This is a genomic window from Mycolicibacterium flavescens, from assembly GCF_001722335.1.
In the GTDB taxonomy this organism is placed as follows: domain Bacteria; phylum Actinomycetota; class Actinomycetes; order Mycobacteriales; family Mycobacteriaceae; genus Mycobacterium; species Mycobacterium flavescens.
Genome location: NZ_MIHA01000033.1, coordinates 1 through 25,790 on the forward strand (window position 1 = coordinate 1; position 25,790 = coordinate 25,790).

The 25,790-nt window shown below is 70.0% G+C and carries 17 protein-coding genes and 1 tRNA gene; 12 read left to right on the forward strand and 6 right to left on the reverse strand.

Annotated features, from left to right (window positions below):
- Positions 1-123: 123 nt before the first annotated feature.
- From BHQ18_RS27275 to BHQ18_RS27285, 3 genes are all read right to left on the reverse strand, one after another.
- A complete protein-coding gene (locus BHQ18_RS27275) occupies positions 124-1,461 on the reverse strand; it encodes a macrolide-binding ATPase MABP-1 (RefSeq protein ID WP_069416777.1) in 1,338 nt (445 codons plus the stop codon).
- Positions 1,462-1,514: 53 nt separating this feature from the next.
- The gene (locus BHQ18_RS27280; protein ID WP_069416778.1) at positions 1,515-2,348 is read right to left on the reverse strand and encodes a bacteriocin biosynthesis cyclodehydratase domain-containing protein; all 834 of its coding nucleotides are present in this window, start codon (positions 2,346-2,348) and stop codon (positions 1,515-1,517) included.
- Positions 2,349-2,453: 105 nt separating this feature from the next.
- Complete coding sequence (locus BHQ18_RS27285; RefSeq protein ID WP_069416779.1) at positions 2,454-3,794, reverse strand: zinc-dependent metalloprotease; 1,341 nt, start codon at positions 3,792-3,794, stop codon at positions 2,454-2,456.
- 194 nt (positions 3,795-3,988) lie between these two features.
- Here BHQ18_RS27285 and BHQ18_RS27290 point away from each other — a divergent pair, with 194 nt between their 5' ends.
- The 5 genes from BHQ18_RS27290 to BHQ18_RS27310 all read left to right on the forward strand — a co-directional run bounded on the left by BHQ18_RS27290 (position 3,989) and on the right by BHQ18_RS27310 (position 13,376).
- Positions 3,989-5,011: a YlbL family protein gene (locus BHQ18_RS27290; protein ID WP_069416780.1), complete on the forward strand. Its 1,023-nt coding sequence runs from the start codon at positions 3,989-3,991 to the stop codon at positions 5,009-5,011.
- Between the two features lie 88 nt (positions 5,012-5,099).
- Positions 5,100-8,114, forward strand: a complete 3,015-nt coding sequence (locus tag BHQ18_RS27295; RefSeq protein WP_069416781.1) for a UPF0182 family protein — start codon at positions 5,100-5,102, stop codon at positions 8,112-8,114.
- 13 nt (positions 8,115-8,127) lie between these two features.
- The gene (locus BHQ18_RS27300; RefSeq protein WP_069416782.1) at positions 8,128-11,577 is read left to right on the forward strand and encodes an ATP-binding protein; all 3,450 of its coding nucleotides are present in this window, start codon (positions 8,128-8,130) and stop codon (positions 11,575-11,577) included.
- A 184-nt stretch (positions 11,578-11,761) separates the two neighbouring features.
- On the forward strand, positions 11,762-13,153 hold the full coding sequence (locus BHQ18_RS27305) for an FAD-binding oxidoreductase (RefSeq protein WP_069416783.1): 1,392 nt from the start codon (positions 11,762-11,764) through the stop codon (positions 13,151-13,153).
- Positions 13,154-13,302: 149 nt separating this feature from the next.
- Positions 13,303-13,376 (forward strand) — tRNA-Met (locus BHQ18_RS27310).
- Positions 13,377-13,592: 216 nt separating this feature from the next.
- Here the strand turns inward: BHQ18_RS27310 and BHQ18_RS27315 are convergent.
- Positions 13,593-13,967: a DUF7715 family protein gene (locus tag BHQ18_RS27315; RefSeq protein WP_069416784.1), complete on the reverse strand. Its 375-nt coding sequence runs from the start codon at positions 13,965-13,967 to the stop codon at positions 13,593-13,595.
- A gap of 460 nt (positions 13,968-14,427) precedes the next feature.
- On the opposite strand from BHQ18_RS27315, the gene putP reads away from it, so the two are divergent.
- From putP to BHQ18_RS27335, 4 genes are all read left to right on the forward strand, one after another.
- Positions 14,428-15,957: a sodium/proline symporter PutP gene (gene putP / locus BHQ18_RS27320; protein ID WP_069416785.1), complete on the forward strand. Its 1,530-nt coding sequence runs from the start codon at positions 14,428-14,430 to the stop codon at positions 15,955-15,957.
- Positions 15,958-16,074: 117 nt separating this feature from the next.
- Positions 16,075-17,595: a long-chain-fatty acid--ACP ligase MbtM gene (gene mbtM, locus BHQ18_RS27325; protein ID WP_069416786.1), complete on the forward strand. Its 1,521-nt coding sequence runs from the start codon at positions 16,075-16,077 to the stop codon at positions 17,593-17,595.
- Positions 17,596-17,675: 80 nt separating this feature from the next.
- Positions 17,676-19,040 carry an FAD-binding oxidoreductase gene (locus BHQ18_RS27330; protein ID WP_069416787.1) on the forward strand — a complete coding sequence of 455 codons (1,365 nt, stop codon included), beginning with the start codon at positions 17,676-17,678 and terminating at the stop codon, positions 19,038-19,040.
- A 29-nt stretch (positions 19,041-19,069) separates the two neighbouring features.
- Positions 19,070-19,822 carry an alpha/beta hydrolase family protein gene (locus BHQ18_RS27335; RefSeq protein ID WP_069416805.1) on the forward strand — a complete coding sequence of 251 codons (753 nt, stop codon included), beginning with the start codon at positions 19,070-19,072 and terminating at the stop codon, positions 19,820-19,822.
- A 4-nt stretch (positions 19,823-19,826) separates the two neighbouring features.
- On the opposite strand, the gene BHQ18_RS27340 is transcribed toward BHQ18_RS27335, so the two are convergent.
- Positions 19,827-20,798 (reverse strand): NADPH:quinone oxidoreductase family protein, encoded by a 972-nt coding sequence (locus tag BHQ18_RS27340; protein ID WP_069416806.1) that lies wholly within the window; start codon positions 20,796-20,798, stop codon positions 19,827-19,829.
- A 111-nt stretch (positions 20,799-20,909) separates the two neighbouring features.
- Between BHQ18_RS27340 and BHQ18_RS27345 the strand changes: the two genes are divergently transcribed.
- Entirely contained in the window at positions 20,910-21,878 is a 969-nt protein-coding gene (locus tag BHQ18_RS27345; protein WP_069416788.1) for an alpha/beta fold hydrolase, read from the forward strand.
- Here BHQ18_RS27345 and BHQ18_RS27350 read toward each other — a convergent pair.
- Positions 21,875-23,221, reverse strand: coding sequence for a flavin monoamine oxidase family protein (locus tag BHQ18_RS27350; protein WP_276045636.1), 1,347 nt, complete (start codon positions 23,219-23,221; stop codon positions 21,875-21,877). The two genes, BHQ18_RS27345 and BHQ18_RS27350, sit on opposite strands and share 4 nt — an antisense overlap.
- A gap of 25 nt (positions 23,222-23,246) precedes the next feature.
- On the opposite strand from BHQ18_RS27350, the gene BHQ18_RS27355 reads away from it, so the two are divergent.
- Positions 23,247-24,227 (forward strand): TIGR03617 family F420-dependent LLM class oxidoreductase, encoded by a 981-nt coding sequence (locus BHQ18_RS27355; RefSeq protein ID WP_069416790.1) that lies wholly within the window; start codon positions 23,247-23,249, stop codon positions 24,225-24,227.
- 40 nt (positions 24,228-24,267) lie between these two features.
- Complete coding sequence (locus BHQ18_RS27360) at positions 24,268-25,740, forward strand: flavin-containing monooxygenase (RefSeq protein WP_069416791.1); 1,473 nt, start codon at positions 24,268-24,270, stop codon at positions 25,738-25,740.
- The last annotated feature ends 50 nt before the right edge of the window (positions 25,741-25,790 follow it).

The window sequence follows — 25,790 nt, forward strand, 5'->3', positions numbered from 1 at the left end:
AGGTGCCACGCTCAACACGGCGGGGTGACCTCGTACTGTCGACCCAGCGGGTCTGACTAAAACCCACGCGCCACAGAGCGCTCCGAGGCACCCCGCCCCAAACACCCCTAATTCAGCAGACTCCTAGGCGGCGTCGGCGAAGCCGGGTACCAGTTCGGTGGCCAGCTTGCGTGCCGGGATACGCGCGTCGAGTTGGCAGGCGATCGCCACGTTGGAGGCGATCACCCGCAGCGGGATCGCGAGTTTCGCCGGGACATCCATCTGCCGGGCGGCCTTGATCTGCCCGGCGGCGCGGTCCGGTTTCATGTTCGCGGCGGTGATCTTCTGCAGCCACTTGCGCGAGTAGTGGAACACCTCGACCTCCAGCGGCTCGACGTACTGCCGCATGATGTCGTCCATCTCGCGCTTGGACACCTGTTCGCCCCGCTGGACGAACCCGATCTTCTGCATCGCGGTCAGCAGGTTGTCGTAGTCGTCTTCGAGCGCGTACCGCGTGGCCAGCCCGATCTCGATCGGGATGCCGCCGGGTAGGGGCGCCACCGCGCCGAAGTCGATGACGCCCATCCGGCCGTCCTCCAGCAGCATGAAGTTGCCGGGGTGCGCGTCGCCGTGCATCATCTGGATCCGGCGCGGCGCATCGTAGGTCAGCTCGAAAAGCCTGGCGCCCATCAGGTCTCGCTGTTCCTGGGTGCCGTTGCGGATGATCTCCGACATCGGCACACCCTCGATCCACTCCTGGATCACGACCTTGGGGGCGCTGGCCACGATGCGCGGCACCGCGAACCGCGGATGCCCGTCGTAGCCCTTGGCGAACGCCCGCTGGTTGTCGGCCTCGAGCCGGTAGTCGAGCTCCATCTCGGTGCGCTCGATCAGTTCGTCGACGACGCCCTGCACGTCGGCGCCGGGGGAGAGCTGCTTGAGCACCCCGACCATGCGCTGCATGGTCTTGAGGTCGGCGCGCAGCGCCTCGTCGGCGCCGGGGTACTGGATCTTGACCGCGACCTCGCGGCCGTCGGACCACACCGCCTTGTGCACCTGCCCGATGCTGGCCGACGCGACCGGCTTGTCGTCGAACGACGTGAACCGCTCCCGCCACTTGGTGCCGAGCTGCTGGTCGAGCACCCGGTGCACCTTCGGTGCGGGCAGCGGCGGCGCCTCGCGCTGAAGTTTGGTCAGCGCCTCGCGGTACGGCTTGCCGTACTGCTCGGGGATCGCGGCCTCCATCACCGACAGCGCCTGGCCGACCTTCATCGCGCCGCCCTTGAGCTCGCCGAGCACCTGGAACAACTGCTGGGCAGCCTTGTCCATCAGTTCGGCGTTGACCTCGTCTTTCGACTTGCCGGTCAACCGTTTGCCGAAGCCCAGCGCGGCCCGCCCGGCCATCCCGGCGCCCAGGCCGGCCAACTTGGCGTTACGCGCAGCGCTGCCCCGTTTGATCTCACTCACCAGACCATCATCCATGACGAGGCTGAACAGGTCGCAACGACTTGCCAACGTGTGTAGTCAAAACGTCGTCAGCACGCGCACCGCGGATGGCGGCTCCACCGGCGCGCCACCACCGATCCGACGTTGACGTCGAACTCGAGCGTGGTGTCCAGCGTCGGCGGCGGTTCGGCCCCGCGGGCGGCGTCACCGGCGCCGACGGCGCGTATGACGCGGTCGATCTGGTTGAGGGCCAGCGCCGCGGTGGCCAGGACCGTGGCGCGGTCGGCGTTGCCGACGGTGTGACGCAACTGGGCGGCGACCGCCGGCCACGCCGCGTCCCGGTCGCTGCGGTGAAGGTCGGCGCAGTCCAGGCAGCTGGTCACACCGGGGATGACGAGCGGTCCGACCAGGCCGACGCCGTCGCGCACCCGCACGGGCAGGTGCGGGACCGATTCGGTGTGCAGCTCGCGCAGCATCCTCGGGTCGGCGACCAGGTAGTCGGCGATCACCACGAGGTCGTGTCCGCGCGGCGCCCCGGTGTCGCTGCGGTTGCTGTGGGTGACCCGCGACCTCGAGCTGCGCAGCGCGCTGACCAGCAGATCCGACAGCGGGCCGCGGCCGTGTACCCGGATCGCGGCGGTCCGGTCCGGTCGCGGCGGGGCCGTGTTGAGCACCCGCGCCTGGACCAGCACGCCGATCAGGTCGGCCAGCACGGAATCGGGGACGTCGTCAGGCGTCAGGTTCTTCAGGTCGGCGGGTGTCGCGCCGGACTGCAGGTGCCGCAGCAGCGTCGCCAGCGTCGACGCCGTCATTCCCGACGGCGGCCGGACCAGCATCGCGCGCCGCGGATCCCAGCCCACCTGAACCGCGCCGTCGGGGCGCAACAGCACCGGGGTGGCGGGATTCAACGCGTATCGCGTCATCGATCGAGCGTGCCACGTCGCGCACACCCCGCCGCGAGTTATCCACAGGGCCCGCGATTTCGGTGTGGTTGGTGGCGCCTGGCGCACCCGACGGCACCGAATCGCCTACTCCGGGTCGTCGAGATCCTTCTCCAGGTCGGCGATGGCCTCCTGGAAGGCGCTGTCGATGCCGGACGTGTCGCCGCCGACGACGCGGTCGATGAAGCCGGCCGGCTCGTCGAGGTCCTGCGGGCTGGGCAGCAGGTCGGGGTGCTGCCAGACCGCGTCGCGGGCGTCGGCGCCGACCGCCTGGGTCAGCCGCTCCCATAGCGCGGCGGCCTCGCGCATCTTGCGCGGCCGCAACTCGAGCCCCACCAGCGTGGCGAAGGTCTGCTCGGCGGGCCCGCCGGTGGCGCGGCGCCGACGCAGCATCTCCGCCAGCGCCGACGTGCCCGGGATGCGGTCGCCGAGCGCCTCGGCGACGACGGTCTGCACCCAGCCCTCGATCAGCGCCAGCAGCGTCTCGAGCCGCTCGAGCGCCGCGGTCTGCTCCGGGGTGGCCTTCGGCTCGAAGATGCCCTGGTTGAGCAGCTGTTCGAGCTGCGACGGATCGGCCAGCGCGGCCGGGTTGAAGCCCTGCGCGAGTTCCTCGATGCCGCTCATGTCGATCTTCATGCCCTTGGCGAACGCCTCGACGGCGTTGAGCAGCTGGCTGGGCAGCCACGACACGTGGCTGAACAGCCGGTGGTGCGCGGCCTCGCGGGCGGCCAGGAACGTGAGGATCTCGCTGCGGGGCTGCTCGAGGCCCTCCGACAGGGACTCGATGGCCTCCGGCATCAGCGCCGCCACGCCCTGGGGCCCGAGCGGGAGCCCGACATCGGTGGAGGTCAACACTTCTCGCGACAGCTTGCCCAGGGCCTGGCCGAGCTGAGAGCCGAACGCCATGCCGCCCATCTGCGTCATCATCGACAGCAGCGGGCCGGCCATGCTGCGGGCCTCCTCGGGCAGGGTCGACGCCCACATAGTCGAGATCTGTTCGGCCACCGGGTCACACAGCCGCTTCCAGCGCTCCAGCGTGTTGTCGATCCAGTCCGTCGGGGTCCACGCCACCGACTTGCTGGTGCCGGCGGGCAGCGCGGTCGCGCCGTCGAGCCAGGTCTCGGCCAGCCGCACGGCGTCACCGATCGCGGCGGTCGTCGACTCGGGCACCGGGGCGACGAACCCGATCTGGCTGGACGCCAGCTGCCGGGCGAGGTCGTAGTTGACCGGGCCGGACTGTTTACCGCCGGCCATCGCGCCGCCGGCGCCGCTGAACATCTCGCCGAGTTTGGTGAAGATCTGGCCCAGCTGGCTCATGTCGAACTCGGAGCCGCCGGCGCCCATGCCGAAGGGATCGCTGGAGTCCTTCTTGCGCTTGTCGCGCTCGGGATCATCTCCGGAGTTGAAGCCGAAGGGCAGGTCAGCCATGACCTCAACGGTACTCACCGTGGCCAGGCCGTGTCGGGTGGCGGTGCACGCCGACAGCGAACGGTCTCCAGCGGTGCGTGCGCCGATTTCTGCACGACGGTCGTCGGCGGGCGATTTTCCCAGCCGTGGCGCAGAAATCGGCGTCGACCGCCACGAGCACGGGGTCTGCGGTCGCAACCTTTACATTGGGCGACGTGAACAGGCGGACTCTGACGTTGCTCGTCGCGCTCGTCCCGATCCTGGCCTTCGGGCTGCTGGTGTCGGTGGTGACGGTGCCCTACGTGTCGCTGGGACCGGGGCCGACGTTCAACACGCTCGGCGACATCGACGGCAAGCAGGTCGTCGACATCGAGGGCGCCGACGTCTACCCCACGACGGGACACCTGAACATGACCACGGTGTCGCAGCGCGACCAGCTCACCCTGGGCCAGGCGATGGCGCTGTGGCTGTCGGGCCGCGAACAACTGGTGCCGCGGGATCTGGTGTACCCGCCGGACAAGACCCGCGAGGAGGTCGAGCAGGCCAACACCACCGACTTCCGGCAGTCCGAGGACAGCGCCGAGTACGCCGCGCTGCACTTCCTCGACTTCCCGATGGCGGTCACCGTGGAGAACGTCAACGACGACGGCCCGTCGAAGGGCAAGCTCGAGGACGGCGACGCGATCGACGGTGTCAACGGCAAACCGGTGGCCGACCTCGAGCAGTTCCAGGCCCTGCTCAAGGACACCAAGCCCGGCGACGAGGTGGTCCTCGACTACCGCCGCAAGGACGCCGCGCCCGGCGTCGCGACCATCACGTTGGGCAAGCACCCCGAACGCGACCAGGGCTACCTGGGTATCGGGGTGCTCGACGCGCCGTGGGCGCCGTTCTCCATCGAGTTCAACCTCGCCAACATCGGCGGCCCGTCGGCGGGCCTGATGTTCTCGCTGGCCGTCGTCGACAAGCTGACCACCGGCGACCTGAACGACGGGCAGTTCGTCGCGGGCACCGGAACCATCACCGGCGACGGCGAGGTCGGCTCGATCGGCGGGATCACGCACAAGATGCTGGCCGCCCGCGAGGCCGGTGCGACGTTGTTCCTGGTGCCCGCCGACAACTGCGCGGAGGCGCTGACCGCACCGCAGGACGGCCTGGAACTGGTCAAGGTCGACACGCTGGCCACCGCGGTCGACGCGTTGAAGACGTTGTCCGCCGGTGGCGAACGGCCGCACTGCTAGTCGGCGTCGCCCGAACAACAAAAGCGCGGTTGCGTAGAGTTGGGGCACGTCAGGGTGACGATCAGAGAAATATGACTGGAGTCGACGAGTGGGAATGCGGCCCGCGGCACGAATGCCGAAGCTGACACGACGTAGCCGTTTTCTCATCGGGGCAGGTGTCGTTGCCGTCCTGTTGCTGCTGCTCGGGCCCCGCCTGATCGACACCTACGTCAACTGGCTGTGGTTCGGTGAACTGGGCTACCGCTCGGTGTTCACCACCGTGCTGGTCACCCAGATCATCCTGTTCGTCGTGGTGGCGCTGCTGATCGGCGTCATCCTGTTCGCCGGTATGGCGCTGGCCTACCGCACCCGGCCGGTGTTCGTGCCGACCAACGGCCCCAACGACCCGGTCGCGACCTACCGCACCGCGGTGATGACCCGGTTGCGGCTCGTCGGCATCGGGGTGCCCGCCCTGGTCGGCGTGTTCGTCGGGCTCTTCGCGGTCGGGCAGTGGGAGACCGTGCAGTTGTTCCTGCACGGCAACAGCTTCGGCGTCACCGACCCGCAGTTCGGCAAGGACCTCGGCTTCTACGCGTTCGACCTGCCGTTCTACCGGATGGTGCTGAACTACCTGTTCGTCGCGACGTTCCTGGCGTTCATCGCAAACCTGTTGGGCCACTACCTGTTCGGCGGCATCCGGCTGTCCGGGCGCGCCGGTGCGCTCAGCCGCGCCGCCCGCATCCAGCTGATCACGCTGGTCGGCATCCTGATGCTGCTCAAGGCGGTCGCCTACTGGCTGGACCGCTACGAGCTGCTCAGCCACACCCGCGGCGGTAAGCCGTTCACCGGCGCCGGCTACACCGACATCAACGCGGTGCTGCCGGCCAAGCTGATCCTGATGGCGATCGCGATCATCTGTGCGGCCGCGGTGTTCTCGGCGATCGTGCTGCGGGATCTGCGGATCCCCGCGATCGGCGTGGTGCTGCTGCTGTTGTCGTCGATGGTGGTGGGCGCCGGCTGGCCGCTGGTGGTCGAGCAGTTCAGCGTCAAGCCGAACGCGGCGCAGAAGGAAAGCGAATACATCAGTCGCAGCATCGGGGCGACCCGGCAGGCCTACGGGCTCACCGACGAAGTGGTGAGCTACCGCGACTATCCGGGCAACGCCGAGGCCACCGCGGCGCAGGTCGCCGCCGACCGCGCGACGACCTCGAACATCCGCGTGCTCGACCCCAACATCGTCAGCCCGGCGTTCACCCAGTTCCAGCAGGGCAAGAACTTCTACTACTTCCCGGACCAGCTGAACATGGACCGGTACCGGGACGAGGACGGCAACCTGCGCGACTACGTGGTCGCCGCACGCGAACTCAACCCCGACCGGCTGATCGACAACCAGCGCGACTGGATCAACCGCCACTCGGTCTACACCCACGGCAACGGTTTCATCGCCTCCCCGGCGAACACCGTGCGCGGGGTGGCCAACGACCCCAACCAGAACGGCGGGTACCCCGAGTTCCTGTCGAGCGTGGTCGGCGCCAACGGTGAGGTGATCTCGCCCGGGCCGGCGCCGCTGTCGCAGCCGCGCATCTACTACGGCCCGGTGATCGCCAACACCCCGGCCGACTACGCGATCGTCGGCGAGAACGGCCCCCCGCGCGAGTACGACTACGAGAACAACGTCGAGACCCGCAACTACACCTACACCGGTAAGGGCGGCGTCCCGATCGGCAACTGGCTGACGCGCAGCGTGTTCGCCGCGAAGTTCGCCGAGCGGAACTTCTTGTTCTCCAACGTGATCGGCGAGAACAGCAAGCTGCTGTTCAACCGCGACCCGGCCAAGCGTGTGGAGGCGGTGGCGCCGTGGCTGACCACCGACACCACGGTCTACCCGGCGATCGTCAACGAACGCATCGTCTGGATCATCGACGGCTACACCACGCTGGACAACTATCCGTACTCGGAGTTGACCACGCTGTCGTCGGCCACCGTCGACTCCAACGAGGTGGCGTTGAACCGGCTGCAGCCCGACAAGCAGGTGTCCTACATCCGCAACTCGGTCAAGGCCACCGTCGACGCCTACGACGGCACCGTGTCGCTGTACGCCCAGGACGAGCAGGACCCGGTGCTGCAGGCGTGGATGAAGGTGTTCCCCGGCACGATCAAGCCCAAGAGCGAGATCTCCCCGGAGCTGCAGGAGCACCTGCGCTATCCGGAGGATCTGTTCAAGGTGCAGCGCGCGCTGCTGGCCAAGTACCACGTCGATGACCCGGTGACGTTCTTCTCGACGTCGGACTTCTGGGACGTCCCGCTGGACCCGAACCCGACCGCGAGCAGCTTCCAGCCGCCGTACTACATCGTGGCCAAGGATCTGGCCGAGAACGACAGCGCCGCATCGTTCCAGCTGACCAGCGCGATGAACCGGTTCCGTCGCGACTTCCTGGCCGCGTTCATGAGCGCCAGTTCGGATCCGGAGACGTACGGGAAGATCACCGTGCTGACCATTCCGGGTCAGGTCAACGGTCCGAAGCTGGCGTTCAACGCGATCAGCACCGACACCGCGGTGTCGCAGGACCTCGGTGTCATCGGCCGCGACAATCAGAACCGCATCCGCTGGGGCAACCTGTTGACGTTGCCGGTCGCCGAGGGCGGATTGCTCTACGTCGCACCGGTTTACGCCTCGCCGGGCGCCAGCGACGCGGCGTCGTCGTACCCGCGCCTGATCCGTGTGGCGATGATGTACAACGACAAGGTCGGTTACGGCCCGACGGTGCGTGACGCGCTCATCGAGCTGTTCGGACCCGGCGCCGACGCCACCGCGACCGGGCCCGCGCCGCTCGCCGGCACGGGTGGGCAGCAGCCCGCCGCGCAGCCGCCCGCCGACGGTCAGGCGCCGACGGGCCGTCCGCCGGCCAATCAGCAGGGCCGGGCCCCGCAGACACCGCCTCCCGCGGCCGTCCCGCCGGGCGGGCCGGTGGAGCTCTCGGGTGCGAAAGCCGCTGCGCTGCAGGAGGTCAACACCGCGCTCGACGGGCTGCGTGAGGCGCAGCAGAGTGGTGACTTCGCCGAGTTCGGCGAAGCGCTGCAGCGCCTCGACGACGCGATGAGCAAGTACCAGTCGGCGGGCTGAGCCGTCCCCGCCGGTGCGCTATCGGTTACTGGGGCCGCTTCAGGTGGTCGGGGCCGACTCGGCGGTCGACGTCGGCCCGCACAAGCAGCGGGTGGTGCTGGCCGCGCTGCTGTTGGCCCGGGGCCGGGTGGTGTCGGTGGACCGGCTCGTCGACGCGGTATGGGGTGAGCAGGTCCCGGCCAGCGCGACCGCGAGCCTGCAGGCCTACATCTCCAACTTGCGGCGCGCGTTGCGGGCGGCCGGCGGTGAGAACCAGATGGCGTCCTCGGTGGCACAGCCGATCGTGCGGCAGCCGCCCGGGTACTACCTCGACGTCGACCCGGAGTCGGTGGACGTCACCGTGTTCGCCGCGCGCTGCGCGCGGGCCGCGGCGGCCGTCGAGGCCGAACGCTGGGACGAGGGGCTCGCCGAGGCCGACGCCGCGCTGAGCCTGGTGCGCGGGCCCCTGCTCGAGGACCTGCCCGACGCCGAGTGGGCGCGCGAAGAAGCGCAGCGGGTGTCGGATCTGCAGACCGAATGCCTTGCCGACAAGGTGATCTCGCTGCTGGCGCTGGGCAGGGTCCCGGCGGCGCTGACCGAGGTGGCGCGGCTGCGCGCGGTGGACCCGCTGGCCGACCGCGGCGCCCGGTTGCAGATGCTGACGCTGTACCGGGCCGGGCGGGTCGCCGAGGCGCTGGAGACCTACACGCGTCATGCCGAACTCCTCGACGGCGAACTGGGTCTGGAGCCGGGACCGCAACTGCGTGAGCTGCAGACCGCGATCCTGCGTCAGGCGCCGGAGCTGGCGGCGTGGCCGCGGTCACCCGAATGGACCGGTGCCGCAACGATTTCGGGGCCGACGGTGGATGCGGCGGCGACGGCCGTCGTCGAACCCGCCGCGCACCGCACGCCGTTGGTGGGGCGCTACCGTGAACTGTCCGTCGCCGAGGACATCCTGGCCCGGGTGGCGTCCGGCGCGACCCGCTGGCTGGTGCTGTCCGGGCCGCCCGGCATCGGCAAAACCCGGCTGGCCGAGGAGATCTCGGAGCGGGTGTCGGCAGGTGGCGGTCAGGTCGTGTGGGTCGGCTGTCCCGACGAGCAGGCGACGCCGCCGTGGTGGCCGATGCGTCAACTGGTCCGCGGGTTGGGCGCCGACGCGGACTCGGTACTCGAGGTGCCCACCGGGGCTGACCCCGACACCGCCAGGTTCCTTGTCTACGAACGCATTCAAGCGCTGCTGGAGTCGACCGACACGACGTTGGCCGTCGTGGTCGACGATGTGCAGTGGTCGGACCCGACGTCGGCGAGCTGTCTGGCCTACATCGCCGGTGCGCTGCGCGGGCGGCCGGTGCTGATGCTGGTCACGGTCCGCGACGGCGAACGCAGCCCGGAGGTGGCCCGGTTGCTCAGCACCGTGGCGCGCGGCGAGGCCAACCGGCACATCGAGGTGCCCGCGCTGTCGTCGGCCGATGTGGCGACGCTGGCCGACGAGATCGCCGAGGAACCGGTGACCGCTGACGAGGCCGCCGAACTGGCCGACCGCACCGGCGGCAACCCGTTCTTCGTCTCCGAGTATGCGCGGCTGCCGCGCGCAGAGCGGGTCGGTGCGGAGATCCCGCACGCGGTGCGCGCTGTGCTAGAACGCCGATTGGCCGCATTGGATCCCGTTGTCGTGCAGGTGCTGCGCACCGCGGCGGTCATCGGCGACGGCATCGACGCGGCCGCGGTGCCGGTGCTGGCCAAGACGACCGGACTGGATCTCGACACCCTGGCCGATCACCTCGACGACGCCGCCGACGAACGCATCATCGTCAGCGCCTACGGCGGCGAGGGTTACGTGTTCGCGCACGGGCTGCTGCGCGAGCAGTTGCTGGCGGGGATGCCCGCGCTGCGCAGGCAGCGGGTGCACGCCAAGGTCGGGGAGGTGCTCGCGGAGAGCACCGACGCGGACGCCCCGACGCGGCGCGCGCAGCATCTGGTGGCCGCGCAACCGTTGGTCGAGCCCGCCGAAGTGGTGCAGGCGTGCCGGCTGGCGGCCGAACAGGCCACCGCGCAGTGGAGTTCGGACATTGCGGCGCGCTGGTGGCAGGCCGCACTGGACGCCTACGACCGGCTGCCCGCCCCGGTGCGCGACGACGAGGAACGCGACGCGCTGACGGTGGAGCTGCTGGAAGCCCATTCCCGGGCCGGCCGAGGACAACTGGTGCTGGACAGCGTGCACCGCTACCTCGGTGAGGCGTTGCGGACCGGCCGGACGGCCACCGCCGGGCGGGTGGCCAGCGCGCTGCTGCGGGCCAGCGGCGGGTGGCCCTGGCTGGCGCCGGGCCGGGAGCCCGGCGAGCTGCTGGGCGTGCTCGAACGCGCCGCCGCACTGGCCGCCGACGACCCGGCCGCCGGCGCCCGGGTGCGCTCCGCGCTGGCAGTCGGGAACTGTTACCACCCGGATCCCACGGTGGCGGCGACCCTCCTCGACGACGCCGATCAGCTGGCCGAGGCGGCCGACGACCCGGATGTGACCGCCGACGTGCTGATCGGCCGGCTGATCACCTACTCCGGGATGGCCACCCACGCCCGTCAGACACTGGAGTGGGTGGAGCGGCTGAACCGGTTGCAGCACAGCCGATCCCGTGAGGACACGGTGATCGCGCACTCGGTCGCGACGATGGCGGCGATGAACCTCGGCGACCTCGCCGCCGCGCGTCGTCACCTGCAGGCCGGGATCGCAGGCAGCGACGAGCTGCAGCTGCCGGTGCTGCGCGCGCAGCTGCGGTGGATGGAGGCCGTCGTCGCGGCGTGGGTCGGTGACTTCGCCGAAGCCGAACGGCATCACGCGATCGCCGCGCACGTGCACGAGCAGACCGAGCTGTACGAGGCGGGCAGCGGGCTGCTGGCGACCGCAACGCTGCTGCGCGAGAAGGGCGGGCCGGTTCCCGCACACTTCCAACCGGTCGGGGACATCGAGGCGTTCGGCGGGCCGGGTGTCGTCAGTGTCGTTCGCACCGGCGTGCAGTCGCTGGGCCGCGGGCCGCAGGCGCGCGCCGAGGCCGAGGCGACGCTGCGCACCTGGGCAGCGCACGACGAGGCGCATATCTGGCCGACGCTCGGCCACCACACGCTGCTGGCCCATCTCGCGGCCGATCACGGTCTGACCGAGTTCGCCGATCTGCTGCTGGAGCGGCTCGCGCCGTTCGGTGACCGGATCGCGGTGCTGGGCCAGGTCGGCTCGGCGGGTCCGGTCAGCCTGGCCACCGCGCGGTTGCACGCGCTGCGCGGCGACGCGGCCCGCGCCCGCGCCGACGTGGCCCGCACCCGGGAGTTGGCCGAGCGCACCGGCGGCGTGCCGACGCTGCTGCGCGCCCGGCTGCTGGAGTGCGAGCTGGGTGAGCCCGGACCTGCGCGGACGGCGGCCCTGCAGGCCTTGGCGGCGGATGCGGCCGCGATCGGGATGGTGTCGGTGGTCGACGCCGCCCACGCGCTGGTGTGAGCCCGCCTCTTTTTCCGCCGAGTGTGCGATTGCGGCACGCGACACGCCGCGCGGGCGTGCACAATCGCACGCTCGCTGCTTGGATTTTTCTTGAATCCGGGGCCAAGGGAGTGCCAAGCCGGTTCGGCGATGCTTCGTGCCGACACCAGGAATGCCGACCTGACGGCTTGACGAAGGGACTCCGATGACGCTCGACCTGACGCGTGACCGCGCCGAGGTGCTGCCGCTGCTGTGTGACTACGTCGCCACGCCCGTGGCGCTGCCGGGGGAGCCCGGCTATGAGCGGTGCGCGCCGTGGAACGTGGCCGCGACGGTGGCCCCGGCGGCGGTGGTGATGGCGACGACGGCCCAGGACGTCGCGGGCGCGATCCGGTTCGCCGCCGCGTACGGGTTCACGGTCACCGTGCAGGCGACCGGGCACGGCGCGGTGGGTGTCGGCGCGGACACGATCCTGGTGCAGACCGCGGCGATGAAGCACTGCGAGATCGACCCGCACAGCCGCACGGCGCGGGTGGGTGCGGGCGCCCGGTGGCAGGACGTCATCGACGCGGCCGCCCCGCACGGGCTTGCGCCGCTGGCGGGTTCGGCGCCGGGTGTCGGGGTGGTCGGCTACCTGACCGGCGGCGGGATCGGTCCGCTGGTGCGCACGGTCGGGTTGTCGTCCGACCACGTCCGCAGCTTCGACGTGGTCACCGGGGAGGGCCGGCTGTTCCGGGCGTCGCCGCGCGACAACGCCGACCTGTTCTGGGGGCTGCGCGGCGGGAAGGCGACGCTGGGCATCGTCACGTCGGTGGAGATCGACCTGCTGCCGATCGCGCAATTCTACGGTGGTGCAGTGTATTTCGACGGCGCCGACGCGGCGGCGGTGCTGCACGCGTGGCGGGAGTGGACCGCGGAGCTGCCGGAGACGGTGAACACGTCGATCGCGATTCAGCAGCTGCCGCCGCTGCCGGGCATCCCCGAACCGCTGGCAGGCAGGATGACGGTGGCGGTGCGCTACACCGCCGTCGGCGATTTCGACGAGGCCGAACGACTGCTGGCGCCGATGCGGGCGGTGGCGACGCCGGTGCTCGACACCGTCGCGGTGCTGCCGTACGCGGCTCTCGGTGCGGTGCACGCGGATCCGGTCGACCCGATGCCGATCCACGAGGACCAGGCGCTGCTGCGGGAACTGCCCGCCGAGGCGGTCGACGCGGTGCTGGCGCTGGCCGGCCCGGGGTCGGGGTCGCCGCAGGTGCTGGTGGAGTTGCGGTTGCTCGGCGGGTCGCTGGCGCGGGAACCGCAGCACCGCAGCGCATTCTGCCATCGCGACGCGGCGTACTCGCTGGCCGTGATCGGGCTGGCCGCCCCGGAGATCGCGGACGTGGTGGCCGGGCACGCCTCGGCGCTCACGGATGCGGTCGCCCGGTGGTCGACGGGCGGACAGATGCCGAACTTCGCGCCCTCCTACGACCCGGCCCGCCCGTCGCGGGTGTACAACGACGACACGCTGCACTGGCTGGCCGCCCTGGCCGACCGGTATGACCCGGGCCGGGTGCTGGCCACCGGCCAGGTGATCCGCACCACTACCGCCTAATTGCGGCGAGCGTGCGGGTTTGCACACGACACGCCGCGGAATTTCGGCAGTTTGTGCACGCTCGTACCGCAGTGAGCGTGCGAAGCATGGGCGATGAGCAGGCGATTTGGAGGCCGAACGACCACTTGGGTAACCTAGCGTTCACCCGTCGCGGGGTGGAGCAGCTCGGTAGCTCGCTGGGCTCATAACCCAGAGGTCGCAGGTTCGAATCCTGTCCCCGCTACTAAATGGAACGGCCCCCGGAGGACACTCCGGGGGCCGTTTTCATTGGTTTTGGGAACACTTTTGGGGCATCCCACGCAAGGACTTCGCGGATCGGGAACGAAAGCGCCGTTGCCAAGATGTCTCCTACATGCCCGATGGAGGCGATCACGCGGGGGCGAGCGCCGGCTCGGTGTTACCCAGTCAATCGTCGCTCGGCGCGTTGAGGCGTCCGAGCCTAGGCAGCCCGGGCCTGAAACTGCTCCAGTCGCCGCTCGATGACCGTCCCGGCCGGAAACACCGAAGCGATCGCCAGGTTGTCGTCGACGACTCCTGCCGCCCAGTCCTGCGGCCACCCGCCGTCGGCCAGGCTTGTTCGCATCGCAACAATCATTTCGGCGCGGGTGAAATCGACCTCGACGACCTCCGCGGTTGTCGTTGCGCGGTGGGACGCCACGCCGGCGAAGCCTCGGCCGCATCCGCAGCCGCCATCGGGATTGCGGCGGCCTCGGTCGCACGGTTCTTGGACCCACACGAGTTCCCCTGGGACGCAGTAGTTGTAGTCACTGCTGCGGGCGCCCTGGGTGAGTTTTGTCGCCACCAGAATCTTCATTGTCCGCCCTCCTTCACGGTTGGCGCCGACGCTACGACTGCCCACCGACAGTTCGGGTTCATCACCGCCGCGGCAGCCAACAGCGCGCCCGCACGTCAGTCACCGTGGCCTCGTCCTTTCCGGTTTGTCGCTGCGCAGACCGGAGGGGCCCGGAAATGCCGCAGGCAGCAGGGCGACCCAGCAGGCCATCGCCCTGTCCGGCCAGTTGGCCGGAGTGCAGCTCATCGCCCAGGCAGATCCCGAACTGTCCTCGCCGCCGACAGGAAGGCGCTCAAGCGCCGGTCGGACCCGTGCGGGGGACCGGCCCCATGGCTTTGGCGAACCGGATAAAGAGCCCACCCGATTCCCATACGATCGGCCAAGAAATTCCGGTGCCCGTCCTGCTTTCATGATCGGAACCCGGCTTGCATGATGAGACGGCGCGCCCTTCGCAGGAAACCTTCGACGGAACGAGAAATTGATGTCCGACACCGCGTTCCAGATGTTGGCGATCGGCCTGTACTTCGTCCTGATGCTCGCGATCGGCTTCTACGCCTTCCGTCGGACCAGCGATCTCGACGACTACATGCTCGGCGGGCGCCAGCTCACCCCGACCGTCGCGGCGCTCTCGGCGGGCGCATCAGACATGTCCGGATGGCTGCTCCTGGGCGTCCCCGGCGCCATCTACGCCTCCGGGCTCATCGAGTCGTGGATCGTGATCGGCCTGGTCATCGGCGCCTGGCTCAACTGGAAGTTCGTCGCGCCGCGGCTGCGGGCCTACACCGAGATCGCCAACAACTCGATCACCGTGCCGAGCTTCTTCGAGAACCGGCTGCGCGACAAATCGCACGTGCTGCGGATCTCGGCGGGCACGATCATTCTGGTCTTCTTCACGTTCTACGTGTCGTCCGGCATGGTCGCCGGTGGCGTGTTCTTCGAGTCGTCGTTCGGCTCGTCGTACCTGACCGGCATGCTGCTGGTCGCCGGAGTCACGCTGTGCTACACGCTGTTCGGCGGTTTCCTGGGTGCATCGCTCACCGACGTCGCGCAGGCGCTGCTGATGTTCGCCGCGCTCGTCACCATTCCCGTCGTCACGATCATCGCCACCGGCGGACCAGGCGAAGTGGTCGCCCTGGTGCAGGCCGCCGACGCCGCCCACAACACCGCCGACCCCGGCGACGAATTGCACCGCACGTCACTGTTCTTCGGCGGAAGTGTGCTCGCCATCATCTCCGCGGCGGCCTGGGGGCTCGGCTACTTCGGCCAACCGCACATCATCGTCCGGTTCATGGCGATGCGTTCCTCGGCCGACGCCAAGGCCGGTCGCCGGATCGGCATCAGCTGGATGATCCTCACCTCACTGGGTGCGATCATCACCGGCCTCGCAGGTCTGGCGTACTTCTTCCGCGAGGGCGTGACGCTGGACAACCCGGAGACCGTGTTCCTCGAGTTGGCGCAGGTGATGTTCCACCCCTTCGTCGCGGGCATCGTGCTCGCCGCGGTGCTGGCGGCGATCATGTCGACGGTTTCGTCGCAGCTCATCGTGTGCTCGTCGGCGCTGGTCGAAGACATCTACCGGGCGTTCGGCAAAGAGGCCAACCCGACGAGGCTGGTCACCTACGGCCGGCTCGGGGTGCTGACGGTCGCGGTGGTGGCCGGCCTGCTCGCGCTCACCCCGGACGGCACGGTCCTCGACCTCGTCGGCTTCGCGTGGGCCGGCTTCGGTGCCGCGTTCGGCCCGCTGATCATCCTGTCGCTGTTCTGGCGCAAACTCACCTCGGCCGGCGCGATCGGCGGCATGATCGCCGGTGCCGTGGTGGTCGGCATCTGGGGCCAGACCGAGGCACTGTCGAGCGCGATGTACGAGATCGTCCCCGGCTTCCTCGCCTGCCTGGTCGTCGCCGTCGTCGTCTCGCTGATGACCGCCCGCGAAGACGACGAGATCCAACGCGAGTTCACCGAGATGGCAGAGCGGGCCGAGCAGACTCAAGAAGCCGTGGCGTCTGCCTGAAGTCGGGCAACCGCGCCGGAGGGTGGCTGCCCGCAGCCAATCATCATCGGTTAGCTTTGAGGCAATTGACCTGACCGACAATCGCTCGTTCGAGCGGGTTGACTCTGCGAGGTTTCCATGAACACGCTGGCGCAGGCCTTTGCTCAACGGCTGGCCAGCTCCGACAACAGCCTGTACGTCTTCGACGACGGGTCCTGGCGGCGCCACCCCTGGCCGGAGGTACACGCCCGTTCGGAGAACGTCGCCGACTGGCTGCTCAACGAGGAGGTCGCCACCCTGGGCCTGGCCAACGAGCCGACCGTCGAGATGATCGCCGCGATCCTCGGCGCCTTCCAGGCCGGAATCCCGGTCACCATCGCGCCCGGCCCGGTCCGCGGCGCCGACACCGACAAATGGGCGTCCACGACCGCGGCCCGGTTCGCGGGCATGGGCGTCACCCACGTCCTCAGCACGGGCAGCTACCTCGAGCAGCTCTCCCGCGTCGAGACCGGCCCGCTGGTCAAGGAACTCGATTCCGTCGCGTCGCTCACCCGGTCCACCACCTTCCGCGCCCCCGACCAGCGGCCCGAGATCGCGCTGCTGCAGGGCACCGCGGGCTCGACGGGCGTGCCGCGCGCCGTGCAACTGTCACCGGATGCCGTGCTGGCCAACCTGTCCGGGCTCAACGACCGCATCGGCGTGACCCCCGCCGACACCGGGTGCTCGTGGCTACCGCTCTACCACGACATGGGGCTGAGCTTCCTGCTCGCCGGTGCGCTCGCCGGCACCGACGTCTGGCAGGCGCCGACGACGGCGTTTCAGGCGTCACCGTTTCGCTGGCTGTCCTGGCTCACCGAGAGCCGAGCCACCATCACCGCCGCACCGAACATGGCCTACGGCCTGATCGGCAAGTACTCGCGACGCGTCAGCGACGTCGACCTCGGAAACGTGCGCTTCGCCCTCAACGGCGGCGAACCCGTCGACGTCGAGCTGACCGCACGCTTCGCCGAGGAGATGGCCCGCTTCGGATTTTCCGCGGGAGCCCTGGCTCCCTCCTACGGTCTCGCCGAATCCACCTGTGCGGTAACCGTTCCCGAGCCCGGCTGCGGCCTGGTCGTCGACGACGCCGGACAAGCCGTGCTCGGTGAGCCGATCTCCGGTATGGAGGTGCGCATCGGCGAGGTCGACGACGACGGCATCGGCGAAGTCTTCATCCGCGGCACCTCGATGATGTCGGGCTACCGTGACGGCGCGCCGCTGTCCGCCGACGAGTGGTTCCCCACCGGCGATCTCGGCTACCTCGTCGACGGCGGCCTGGTGGTGTGCGGTCGCGCCAAGGAACTGATCACCGTCGCCGGGCGCAACATCTTCCCCGCCGAGGTCGAACGCGTCGCCGCAGGCGCACCGGGCGTGCGGGAGGGTGCCGTCGTCGCCGTCGGCGTCGGGGAGCGCTCGATCCGGCCCGGTGTCGCGATCGTCGCGGAGTTCCGCGGCCCCGACGAAGCCAAGTCACGCGCCGACCTGATCGAGCGGGTCGCATCCGAATGTGGTGTCGTGCCAGCCGATGTCGTGCTCGTCCGGCCCGGCACACTGCCTCGGACCTCGTCGGGCAAACTGCGTCGACTCGAGGTCAAACGCGACCTGCTGCACCCGAGGTAGCACTGCCAGGGCCTGTCACCCGGGCCCCGCCTGCGATGGGATTCCTACTCGATGGCCGAAGGCCTCGAGAAAGGACCCCGATGACTCTGTCGGACGACCGCACCCGCACCGCCACCCTGCGGGATCACCTCAGCTGCCCCGTCGCGCTACCCGGGGAGCCCGGCTACGAGCGGTGCGCACCGTGGAACGGGGCCGCGGTGACACCGGCCGCGGTGGTGCTGGCGGCATCGGCGCACGACGTGGCCCGCACCGTGCGGTTCGCCGGAGCGCACGGGATGCGAATCGCGGTGCAAGCCACCGGTCACGGTGCGACCGGGGTGGATTCGGACACGGTGCTGCTGCTCACCGCCGGGCTCGACAGCCTCGACGTCGATGTCATGCGGCGCACCGCGCGGGTCGGCGCCGGGGTGTGCTGGCAGCAGGTGCTCGACGCGCTGACACCGTTCGGGCTGGCCGCACCGTGCGGTTCGGCGCCCGGCGTCGGGGTCGTCGGGCTGCTCACCGGCGGAGGCGTCGGACCGCTGGCCCGCAGCATCGGCCTGTCGTCCGACCACGTCCGCGGTTTCGAAGTGGTCACCGGCACCGGCGACATCCTGCCCGCGACGCCGAGCCAACATGCCGACCTGTTCTGGGGTCTGCGCGGCGGCAAAGGGACGCTGGGCATCGTCACCGCCGTCGAGATCGACCTACTGCCGATCCCCGAGTTCTTCGGTGGCGCAGTCTACTTCGACGGCGAGGACGCGGCCGCCGTACTGCATGCCTGGCGCGACTGGTGCACAGAACTGCCACACAGCGTGACCACTTCGATTGCGGTGCTGCAACTTCCGCCGCTACCGGAGGTTCCCGCACCACTGGCCGGGCGGATGACCGTCGCCGTACGCTTCGCCGCGGTCGGCGACCACGACGAGGCGCGACGGCTGCTCGAGCCGATGCGAAAGGTCGCCGAGCCGGTGCTCGACACGGTGTCGGTGCTGCCGTACGCGGCCATCGGCGCCGTGCACGCCGATCCGGTCGACCCCCTACCGGTCCACGAAGATCACACCGTGCTGCGCGAGGTCACCGCCGACACCGTCGACGCCCTGCTGGCCGTGGCCGGCCCGGGATCCGGCTCGCCGCAGACGATCGTCGAGATACGCCAACTCGGTGGAGCGTTCGCCCGCCCGCCGCGGCATCCGGACGCGTTCTGCCACCGCGACGCCGCGTTCACCCTCGTCACGATCGGGGTGGTGGACCCGGCAGTGCCCGGGCGCACCGCGCGGGTAATCGCCGCGCTCGCGAAGTGGTCCACCGGCGACTCGTTGCCGAACTTCGCGCCGGCGACCGGCCCGGACCGGTTGGTGCGCTGCTACGACATGCCCACCCTGTTCCGGCTGGCCGACCTGGCCGAGCACTACGACCCCGCCGGGGTGCTGGCTACCGGTCAGGTCGCCCGCATCCGCGACTGACGGCGCCGGCGAGTGACAGGATGGCCGACGTGGGTGAGCGCGTCATCTTTGCGAGTTCCAGCGGTCCGAACCTGTGCGGCGTCATCGACCACCCCGACGGCGACGTCCGCGGGTGGGGCGTCTTCGCGCACGGCTTCACGCTCGGCAAGGACAGCCCGGCCGCCAGCCGCATGTGCAAACAGCTGGCGGCCGAAGGCATCGGCATGCTGCGATTCGACAACCTCGGCCTCGGCGACTCCGAGGGGGACTGGGGCGATGGCTCGTTCTCGCACAAGGTCGCCGACACCGTGCGCGCCGTCGAGTACATGAACGCGGGCGGACGCGAGGTGCGCCTGCTGGTCGGGCACTCGTTCGGCGGGTCGGCCGTGCTGGCCGCTGCGCACGAATGCCCGACGGTCGCGGCCGTGGCGAGCGTCGCCGCCCCCTACCAGCCCGCCCACGTCGAGAACATCTACGACGCGCTCGTACAACGCATCGAGGAGGAAGGGGAGGCGCGGCTGCACATCGGCGGCAAGGCGCTCACCCTGCGCCGGCACTTCATCGACGACGTCCGCAAAGCCGACCTGCGCGAGCGCATCCACACCCTGCGGCGCGCGCTGCTCGTCATGCATTCGCCGACCGACAACACAGTCGGAATCGCCAACGCCAGCGACATCTTCCAATGTGCGCGCCACCCACGCAGTTTCGTCTCACTCGAGGGCGCTGACCATCTGCTGACCGGCAAGAACCAGGCCGCCCGTGCCGCCCGCATCATCAGCGCCTGGGCCGACCCGTACCTGTGAGCGCCTAACGCAGGGCGACGACGACCTTGCCCTTGGCCGAGCGGTCCTCCAGCGCCGCGATCGCCTCCGCCGCCCGCTCGAGCGGGAACACCTGTGGCTGCGGCGCGGCCACCTTGCCCGAGGCCAGCAGCGGCTCCAGTTCGGCCCACTGCTCGGCGAGATAGTTCGGATGCGTGAAAGTCCAGGCGCCCCAGCCGACTCCGACCGCATCGACATTGTTCAGCAGCAACCGGTTCACCTTGACCGTCGGAATCTCGCCGCCGGTGAACCCGATCACCAGCAACCGGCCGCCCGGCGCCAGCGACCGCAGCGAGTCGGTGAACCGGTCACCGCCCACCGGGTCGACGACGATGTCCACCCCGCGCCCGCCGGTCAACTCCTTGACGGCGTCTTTGAACCCGTCGGCCAGCACGACATCCGTCGCACCCGCGGCCCGGGCCACCTCGGCCTTGTCTTCGGTGCTGACCACCGCGATCACTCGCGACGCGCCCCACGCCGGCGCCAGCCGCAGCGTCGAGGTGCCGATGCCGCCGGCCGCGCCGTGCACCAGCACGGTCTCGTCCTCGGCCAACCGGCCGCGGGTGCGCAGCGCGTGATGCATGGTCAGGTCGTTGAACAGCAGGCCGGCGCCGGCCTCGAACGACACGTTGTCAGGCAGCTTGAACACCCGCTCGGCGGGCAGCGCAACGACCTCGGCCATCGCGCCGCACACCATCGTCAGCCCGGCGACCCGGTCGCCGGCGGCCACGTGCGCGTCGTCCGGGGCGCTGCGCACCACGCCTGCGACCTCACCGCCGGGGCTGTAGGGCAGGTCCGGCTTGTACTGGTAGAGCCCGCGCGACTGCAGCACATCGGGGAACGCGACGCCGGCGGCGTGCACATCGATGAGTACCTGACCGTCGGCGTCGGGCTCGTCGATGTCGACGAGCTTGGCGGCCTGGGGTCCGTCGAGGCTGGCAATCTGTATCGCGCGCATGGCGCCCATTAAACCCGCGGCGCGACACCGGCCGGGGTAATGCCACCGGCTTGCCGGAGCGTAGATAAGCTTACTTATCCGGCAGTGTTGCCGATCTGGAATGGAGCGCTCATGAGCCGTGGTCCCGCGAGACGATCCAGGACGTCCGTGTTCGCCCCCGCCGAGGCGCTTCCGCCGGGCCGCGAGGTCACGGTCCGGTCCGCCGACGGCACCCGCCTGCATGCCGAGGTCTGGGGCCCCGACGACGGCTACCCCGTGGTGCTGGTACACGGCATCACCTGCGCCATCCGGGTCTGGGCGAACCAGATCGCCGACCTGTCCCGGCACTACCGCGTCATCGCCTACGACCACCGCGGCCACGGGCGCAGCGAGGTCCCACGGTCGCGGCGCAGCTACAGCCTCGACCACCTGGCCGCCGACCTGGACTCCGTGCTGGAGCAGACGCTGGCACCGGGGGAGCGGGCCGTCGTCGCCGGGCATTCGATGGGCGGTATCGCGATCACCTCGTGGTCGGAGCGCTACGCCGAGCGGGTCGGCGAGCGGGCCGACGGCGTCGCGCTGATCAACACCACGACCGGTGACCTGCTGCGCCACGTCCAGCTGCTGCGGGTGCCTGCCCCGTTGGCCAGTGTGCGGGTCCGCACCGCGGGCACGTTGCTCAAGACGTTCGGCGCGGTGCCGGTGCCCCGCGCGATCCACCGCCCCAACCAGCGGTTCGTGTCGATGCTGGCCGTCGGTCGCGACGCCGACCCGACGATCGCCGCGTTCGTCCACGACCTGTTCGCCGGGACCGCGCCCGCCGGCCGCGGCGGCTGGGCGGGCGCGCTGGTCGACCACCTCGGGCCCCAGCACATCGGGCTGCACAACCTGGTGGTGCCGACGCTGGTGATCGGCAGCGAGAAGGACCGGCTGCTGCCGATGGTCTCGGCGCGCCGCATCGCCCGCGAGGTGCCCAACCTGGCGCAGTTCGTCGAACTGTCCGGCGGGCACTGCGCGATCCTCGAGCGTCCCGACGACGTGAACAACCACCTTCGGCTGCTGATCGACTCGGTCAGCGCCCAGCGCCGGATCAGCTCCTAGCCGGACAGTGCGCGGTGCACCTCGTCGGCCGCGCGCCGGCCCGAGCGCACCGCGCCGTCGAGGAACCCGGTCCAGGTGTCGGCGGTTTCCGTTCCCGCCCAGTAGATCCCGTCGATCGGCTTGCGCAGCCAGCGGCCGTAGGTCGTCCATGAGCCGGGCGGCACCGCGGCCGTCGGCCCACCAGGTGCGAAACCCTCCGCGCCCCAACGGTGGTCGAGATAGTCGATCGGGTTCAGTGCCTGATCGCCGAACAGCGCCGAGAACCCGGTCAGTGCGCGCTGTCTGCGCTGTTCGGGGGGCAGCGGGTCGAACGTGCGGGCGTCGGTGAAGCCCAGCAGCACACCGGGCCCGTCGTCGCCCGGGCTGACGTCGAACGTGATGAACACCGGCCCCTCGTCCGAAAGTGCCTCTCCGGACAGGCCGTTGGCCCGCCAGAACGGCTTCTCGTACGCGACGTAGGCCTTGCTCAGCTTGCCCTGCGGCCAGTGCTCGGCGAGCTTGCCGTACTCGGGTGGCAGATCGGGTAGGAACGTGATGGCCCTGCGGTGCTCGGGTGGGATCGCGACGACGACGGCCCTGGCGCGGACCGCACCGGAATCGGCGGTGACGGTGAGGGTGCCGTCGCCGTGACGTTCGATGCGCCGCACGACGGCGCCCAGCACCACCCGCGGCCCCAGCTCCTCGGCCATCCGCACCGCGATCTGCTGCGTGCCGCCCGGGAAACGGCTCTGCTGCGCGCCGCCTTCGACGTCGAGCATGCGGTCCAGCCCGCCGGCGGCCTTGACGTAACGCACCGCGTGCAGCATCGACACGGCGTCGGGTTCGGCGCCCCACGTCACCCGCGACATGATCGCCATCAGGTCGCGGGTGCCGGCGCTGGCGCGCACCGACTTCAGCCAGCCGTCGAGCGTCAGGCCGTCGAGCTGGTAGGCGTTCGACCCGGCCCACGGCTCGTCCACCCGCACCCGGCGGCACACGCGCTCGAAGCGCCACTGGATCCGCGACACGTCGAGCAACTCGATGACCGACAGCCGCGGAATCGTGCTGCGGTAGGAGCGGACCCGGCCCCGCCAGCGGATCAGGTTCTTGCCCCGGCTGAACGTCGGCACCGCCTCGCAGCCCAGCTCGGCGGCCAACGAGGTGACCGCGTCCTGGGTGGGGCCGACGAACGTGGCGCCGAGGTCGACTGCCACCCCGGCGATCGTCACGGTCGAGGAGCGGCCACCGACGCGGTCGCGGCCCTCGAGGACGACGACGTCGTGACCGAGCCGGGTGAGTTCGCGCGCCGCGGCCAACCCGGCGAACCCGGCGCCCACCACGACCGCGTCGGCACTGGCTTGCATGGTCACGCCGATAGGCTCTCACGTCGTGAAGGTCATGACAGCGTTGTTCGGGCCGACGGACGCGGCCGAACGCGCGCAGCAGCTGCGCGAGGCCGGGGCGGCCGGGGTGTTCACCTTCGAAGGGCCGCACGACGTGTTCGCGCCGCTGACCGTGGCCGCCACCGTCGGAGGCCTGGATCTGCTGACCAACGTCGCGATCGCGTTTCCGCGCAACCCCGTCCAGCTGGCGCACCAGGCCTATGACCACCAGCTGCTGGCGCGCGGCCGGTTCACCCTCGGGCTCGGCACCCAGGTCCGCGCGCAGGTGGAGAAACGCTACGGCGCGGCCTTCGACCGGCCGGTCGAGCGGATGAAGGAGATGGTCGGGGCGCTGCGGGCGGTGTTCACCACCTGGGAGACCGGCGAGCGGCTCGACTTTCGCGGCGAGTACTACCGGCACACGCTGATGACCCCGACGTTCAACCCCGGGCCCAACCCGTACGGCCCGCCGCCGATCTACCTCGGCGCGCTGGGCCCGCGGCTGACCCGCGCCACCGCCGAGGTCGCCGACGGTCTGCTGGTGATGCCGTTCGGCTCGAAACGGTTCCTGCACGAGGTGACGATGCCCGCGGTGCGCGACGGGCTGGCCGGTGCCGGCCGCTCGCTCGACGACTTCGCCGTCGTCCCGGAGGTCATCGTGTCGGTCGGGAGCGATCACACGGCCGCGCGCCGGCTGCTGGCGTTCTACGGCTCCACCCCGGCGTACCGGCCGGTGCTCGACGCGCACGGCTGGGGCGAGCTGCAGCCCGAGCTCAACGCGATGTCCAAACAGGGCCGGTGGCAGGAGATGGCGACGCTCGTCGACGACGAGATGCTGCACACCATCGCCGCCTGCGGCAGCCCCGCGCAGATCGCCGCCCACATCCGCGACCGCGTCGGCGGGGTCTCCGACCGGGTCTGCCTCTACCAGCCCGGACCCATCGCGATCAGCGCGTTGACCGAGATTGTCGACGCACTCGCCGCTTGACTCCTATCGTGGTACCCATCGGGACCAGAGGAGGTTGCGGATGAGTGAGCAGTGGTCCGATGTGCTGATCATCGGCGCGGGCATCTCGGGGATCGGGGCCGCCTACCGGATGCAGGAGAAGAACCCGCAGGCCACCTACACGGTGCTCGAGCGGCGGGCCCGCATCGGCGGCACCTGGGATCTGCACCAGTATCCGGGCATCCGTTCCGACAGCGACATTTTCACGCTCAGCTACCCGTTCGAGCCGTGGACGCGACCCGAGAACGTGGCCGACGGCGCCGACATCCGCGACTATCTGACCGAGACCGCCCGCAAGCACGGCATCGACCGTCACATCCGGTTCAACAACCGCGTGCTCTCGGCGGACTGGGACTCGACGACCGACACCTGGACCGTGCACGCCGAGGAGAACGGCACACCGAGGAGCTACCGGTCGCGGTTCCTGTTCTTCGGCACCGGCTACTACAACTACGACGAGCCCTACCGCCCCGACTTCCCGGGGATCGACGAGTTCGCCGGGGAGGTGGTGCACCCGCAGCACTGGCCGGAGTCGCTCGACTACACCGGCAAGCGGCTGCTGGTGATCGGCAGCGGCGCGACCGCGATCAGCATGATCCCGTCGCTGGCCGAGAAGGCCGGACACGTCACCATGCTGCAGCGCTCACCGACGTACGTGTTGTCGACGTGGCGGGTGCACCCGGTGGTGCAGGCGCTGCGCAAGGTGCTGCCCGGCCGCGCCGGCTACTGGGGCGCGCGGATCTTCAACACGATCTTCACGGTGTTCATCTACGCGTTCGCCCAAGCGGCGCCCAAGCTCGCCAGGGCCTTCATCCGCGGCTACGCCAAACGCAATCTGCCCAAGGGCTATCCGGTCGACGTGCACTTCAAGCCGCGCTACGACCCGTGGGATCAGCGGCTGTGCGCGATGCTCGACAACGACTTCTACGACACGATCAACACCGGTCGACTCGACGTGGTGACCGACCAGATCGACCACATCGATTCCGACGGTGTGGTGCTGCGGTCCGGGCAGCGCATCGACGCCGACGTGTTGATCACCGCGACCGGGATCCAGTTGCAGGCCCTCGGCGGGGTGGCGATCCACATCGACGGCGAAGAGGTCAAGCCGCAGGACCGGTTCGTTTACAAGGAGCACATGCTCGAGGACGTGCCGAACCTGGCGTGGTGCGTCGGCTACATCAACGCCTCGTGGACATTGCGGGCCGACCTGACCGCGCGAGCGTTCGCGAAGCTCGTGTCCTACATGGACTCTCACGGCTACACGCATGCCTACCCGCATCTCGGCGACAAGCCGATGGCCGAGAAGCCGGCGTGGAACATCAACGCCGGTTACGTGCAGCGCGCCGGGCATGTGCTGCCGAAGTCCGGTACCCACCGGCCGTGGAACGTGCGGCACAACTACGTGCTCGACGCGATCGACCACCGCCTGGACCGCATCGAGGAGTCGATGGTGTTCGGCCGGGCGCCGGTGCCGGTACGCCCGGTCGCCTAGAGAGAGCGCGGGCCGCCTTCTTCGGCGAGCAGACGCGAAGTGCCCTATTT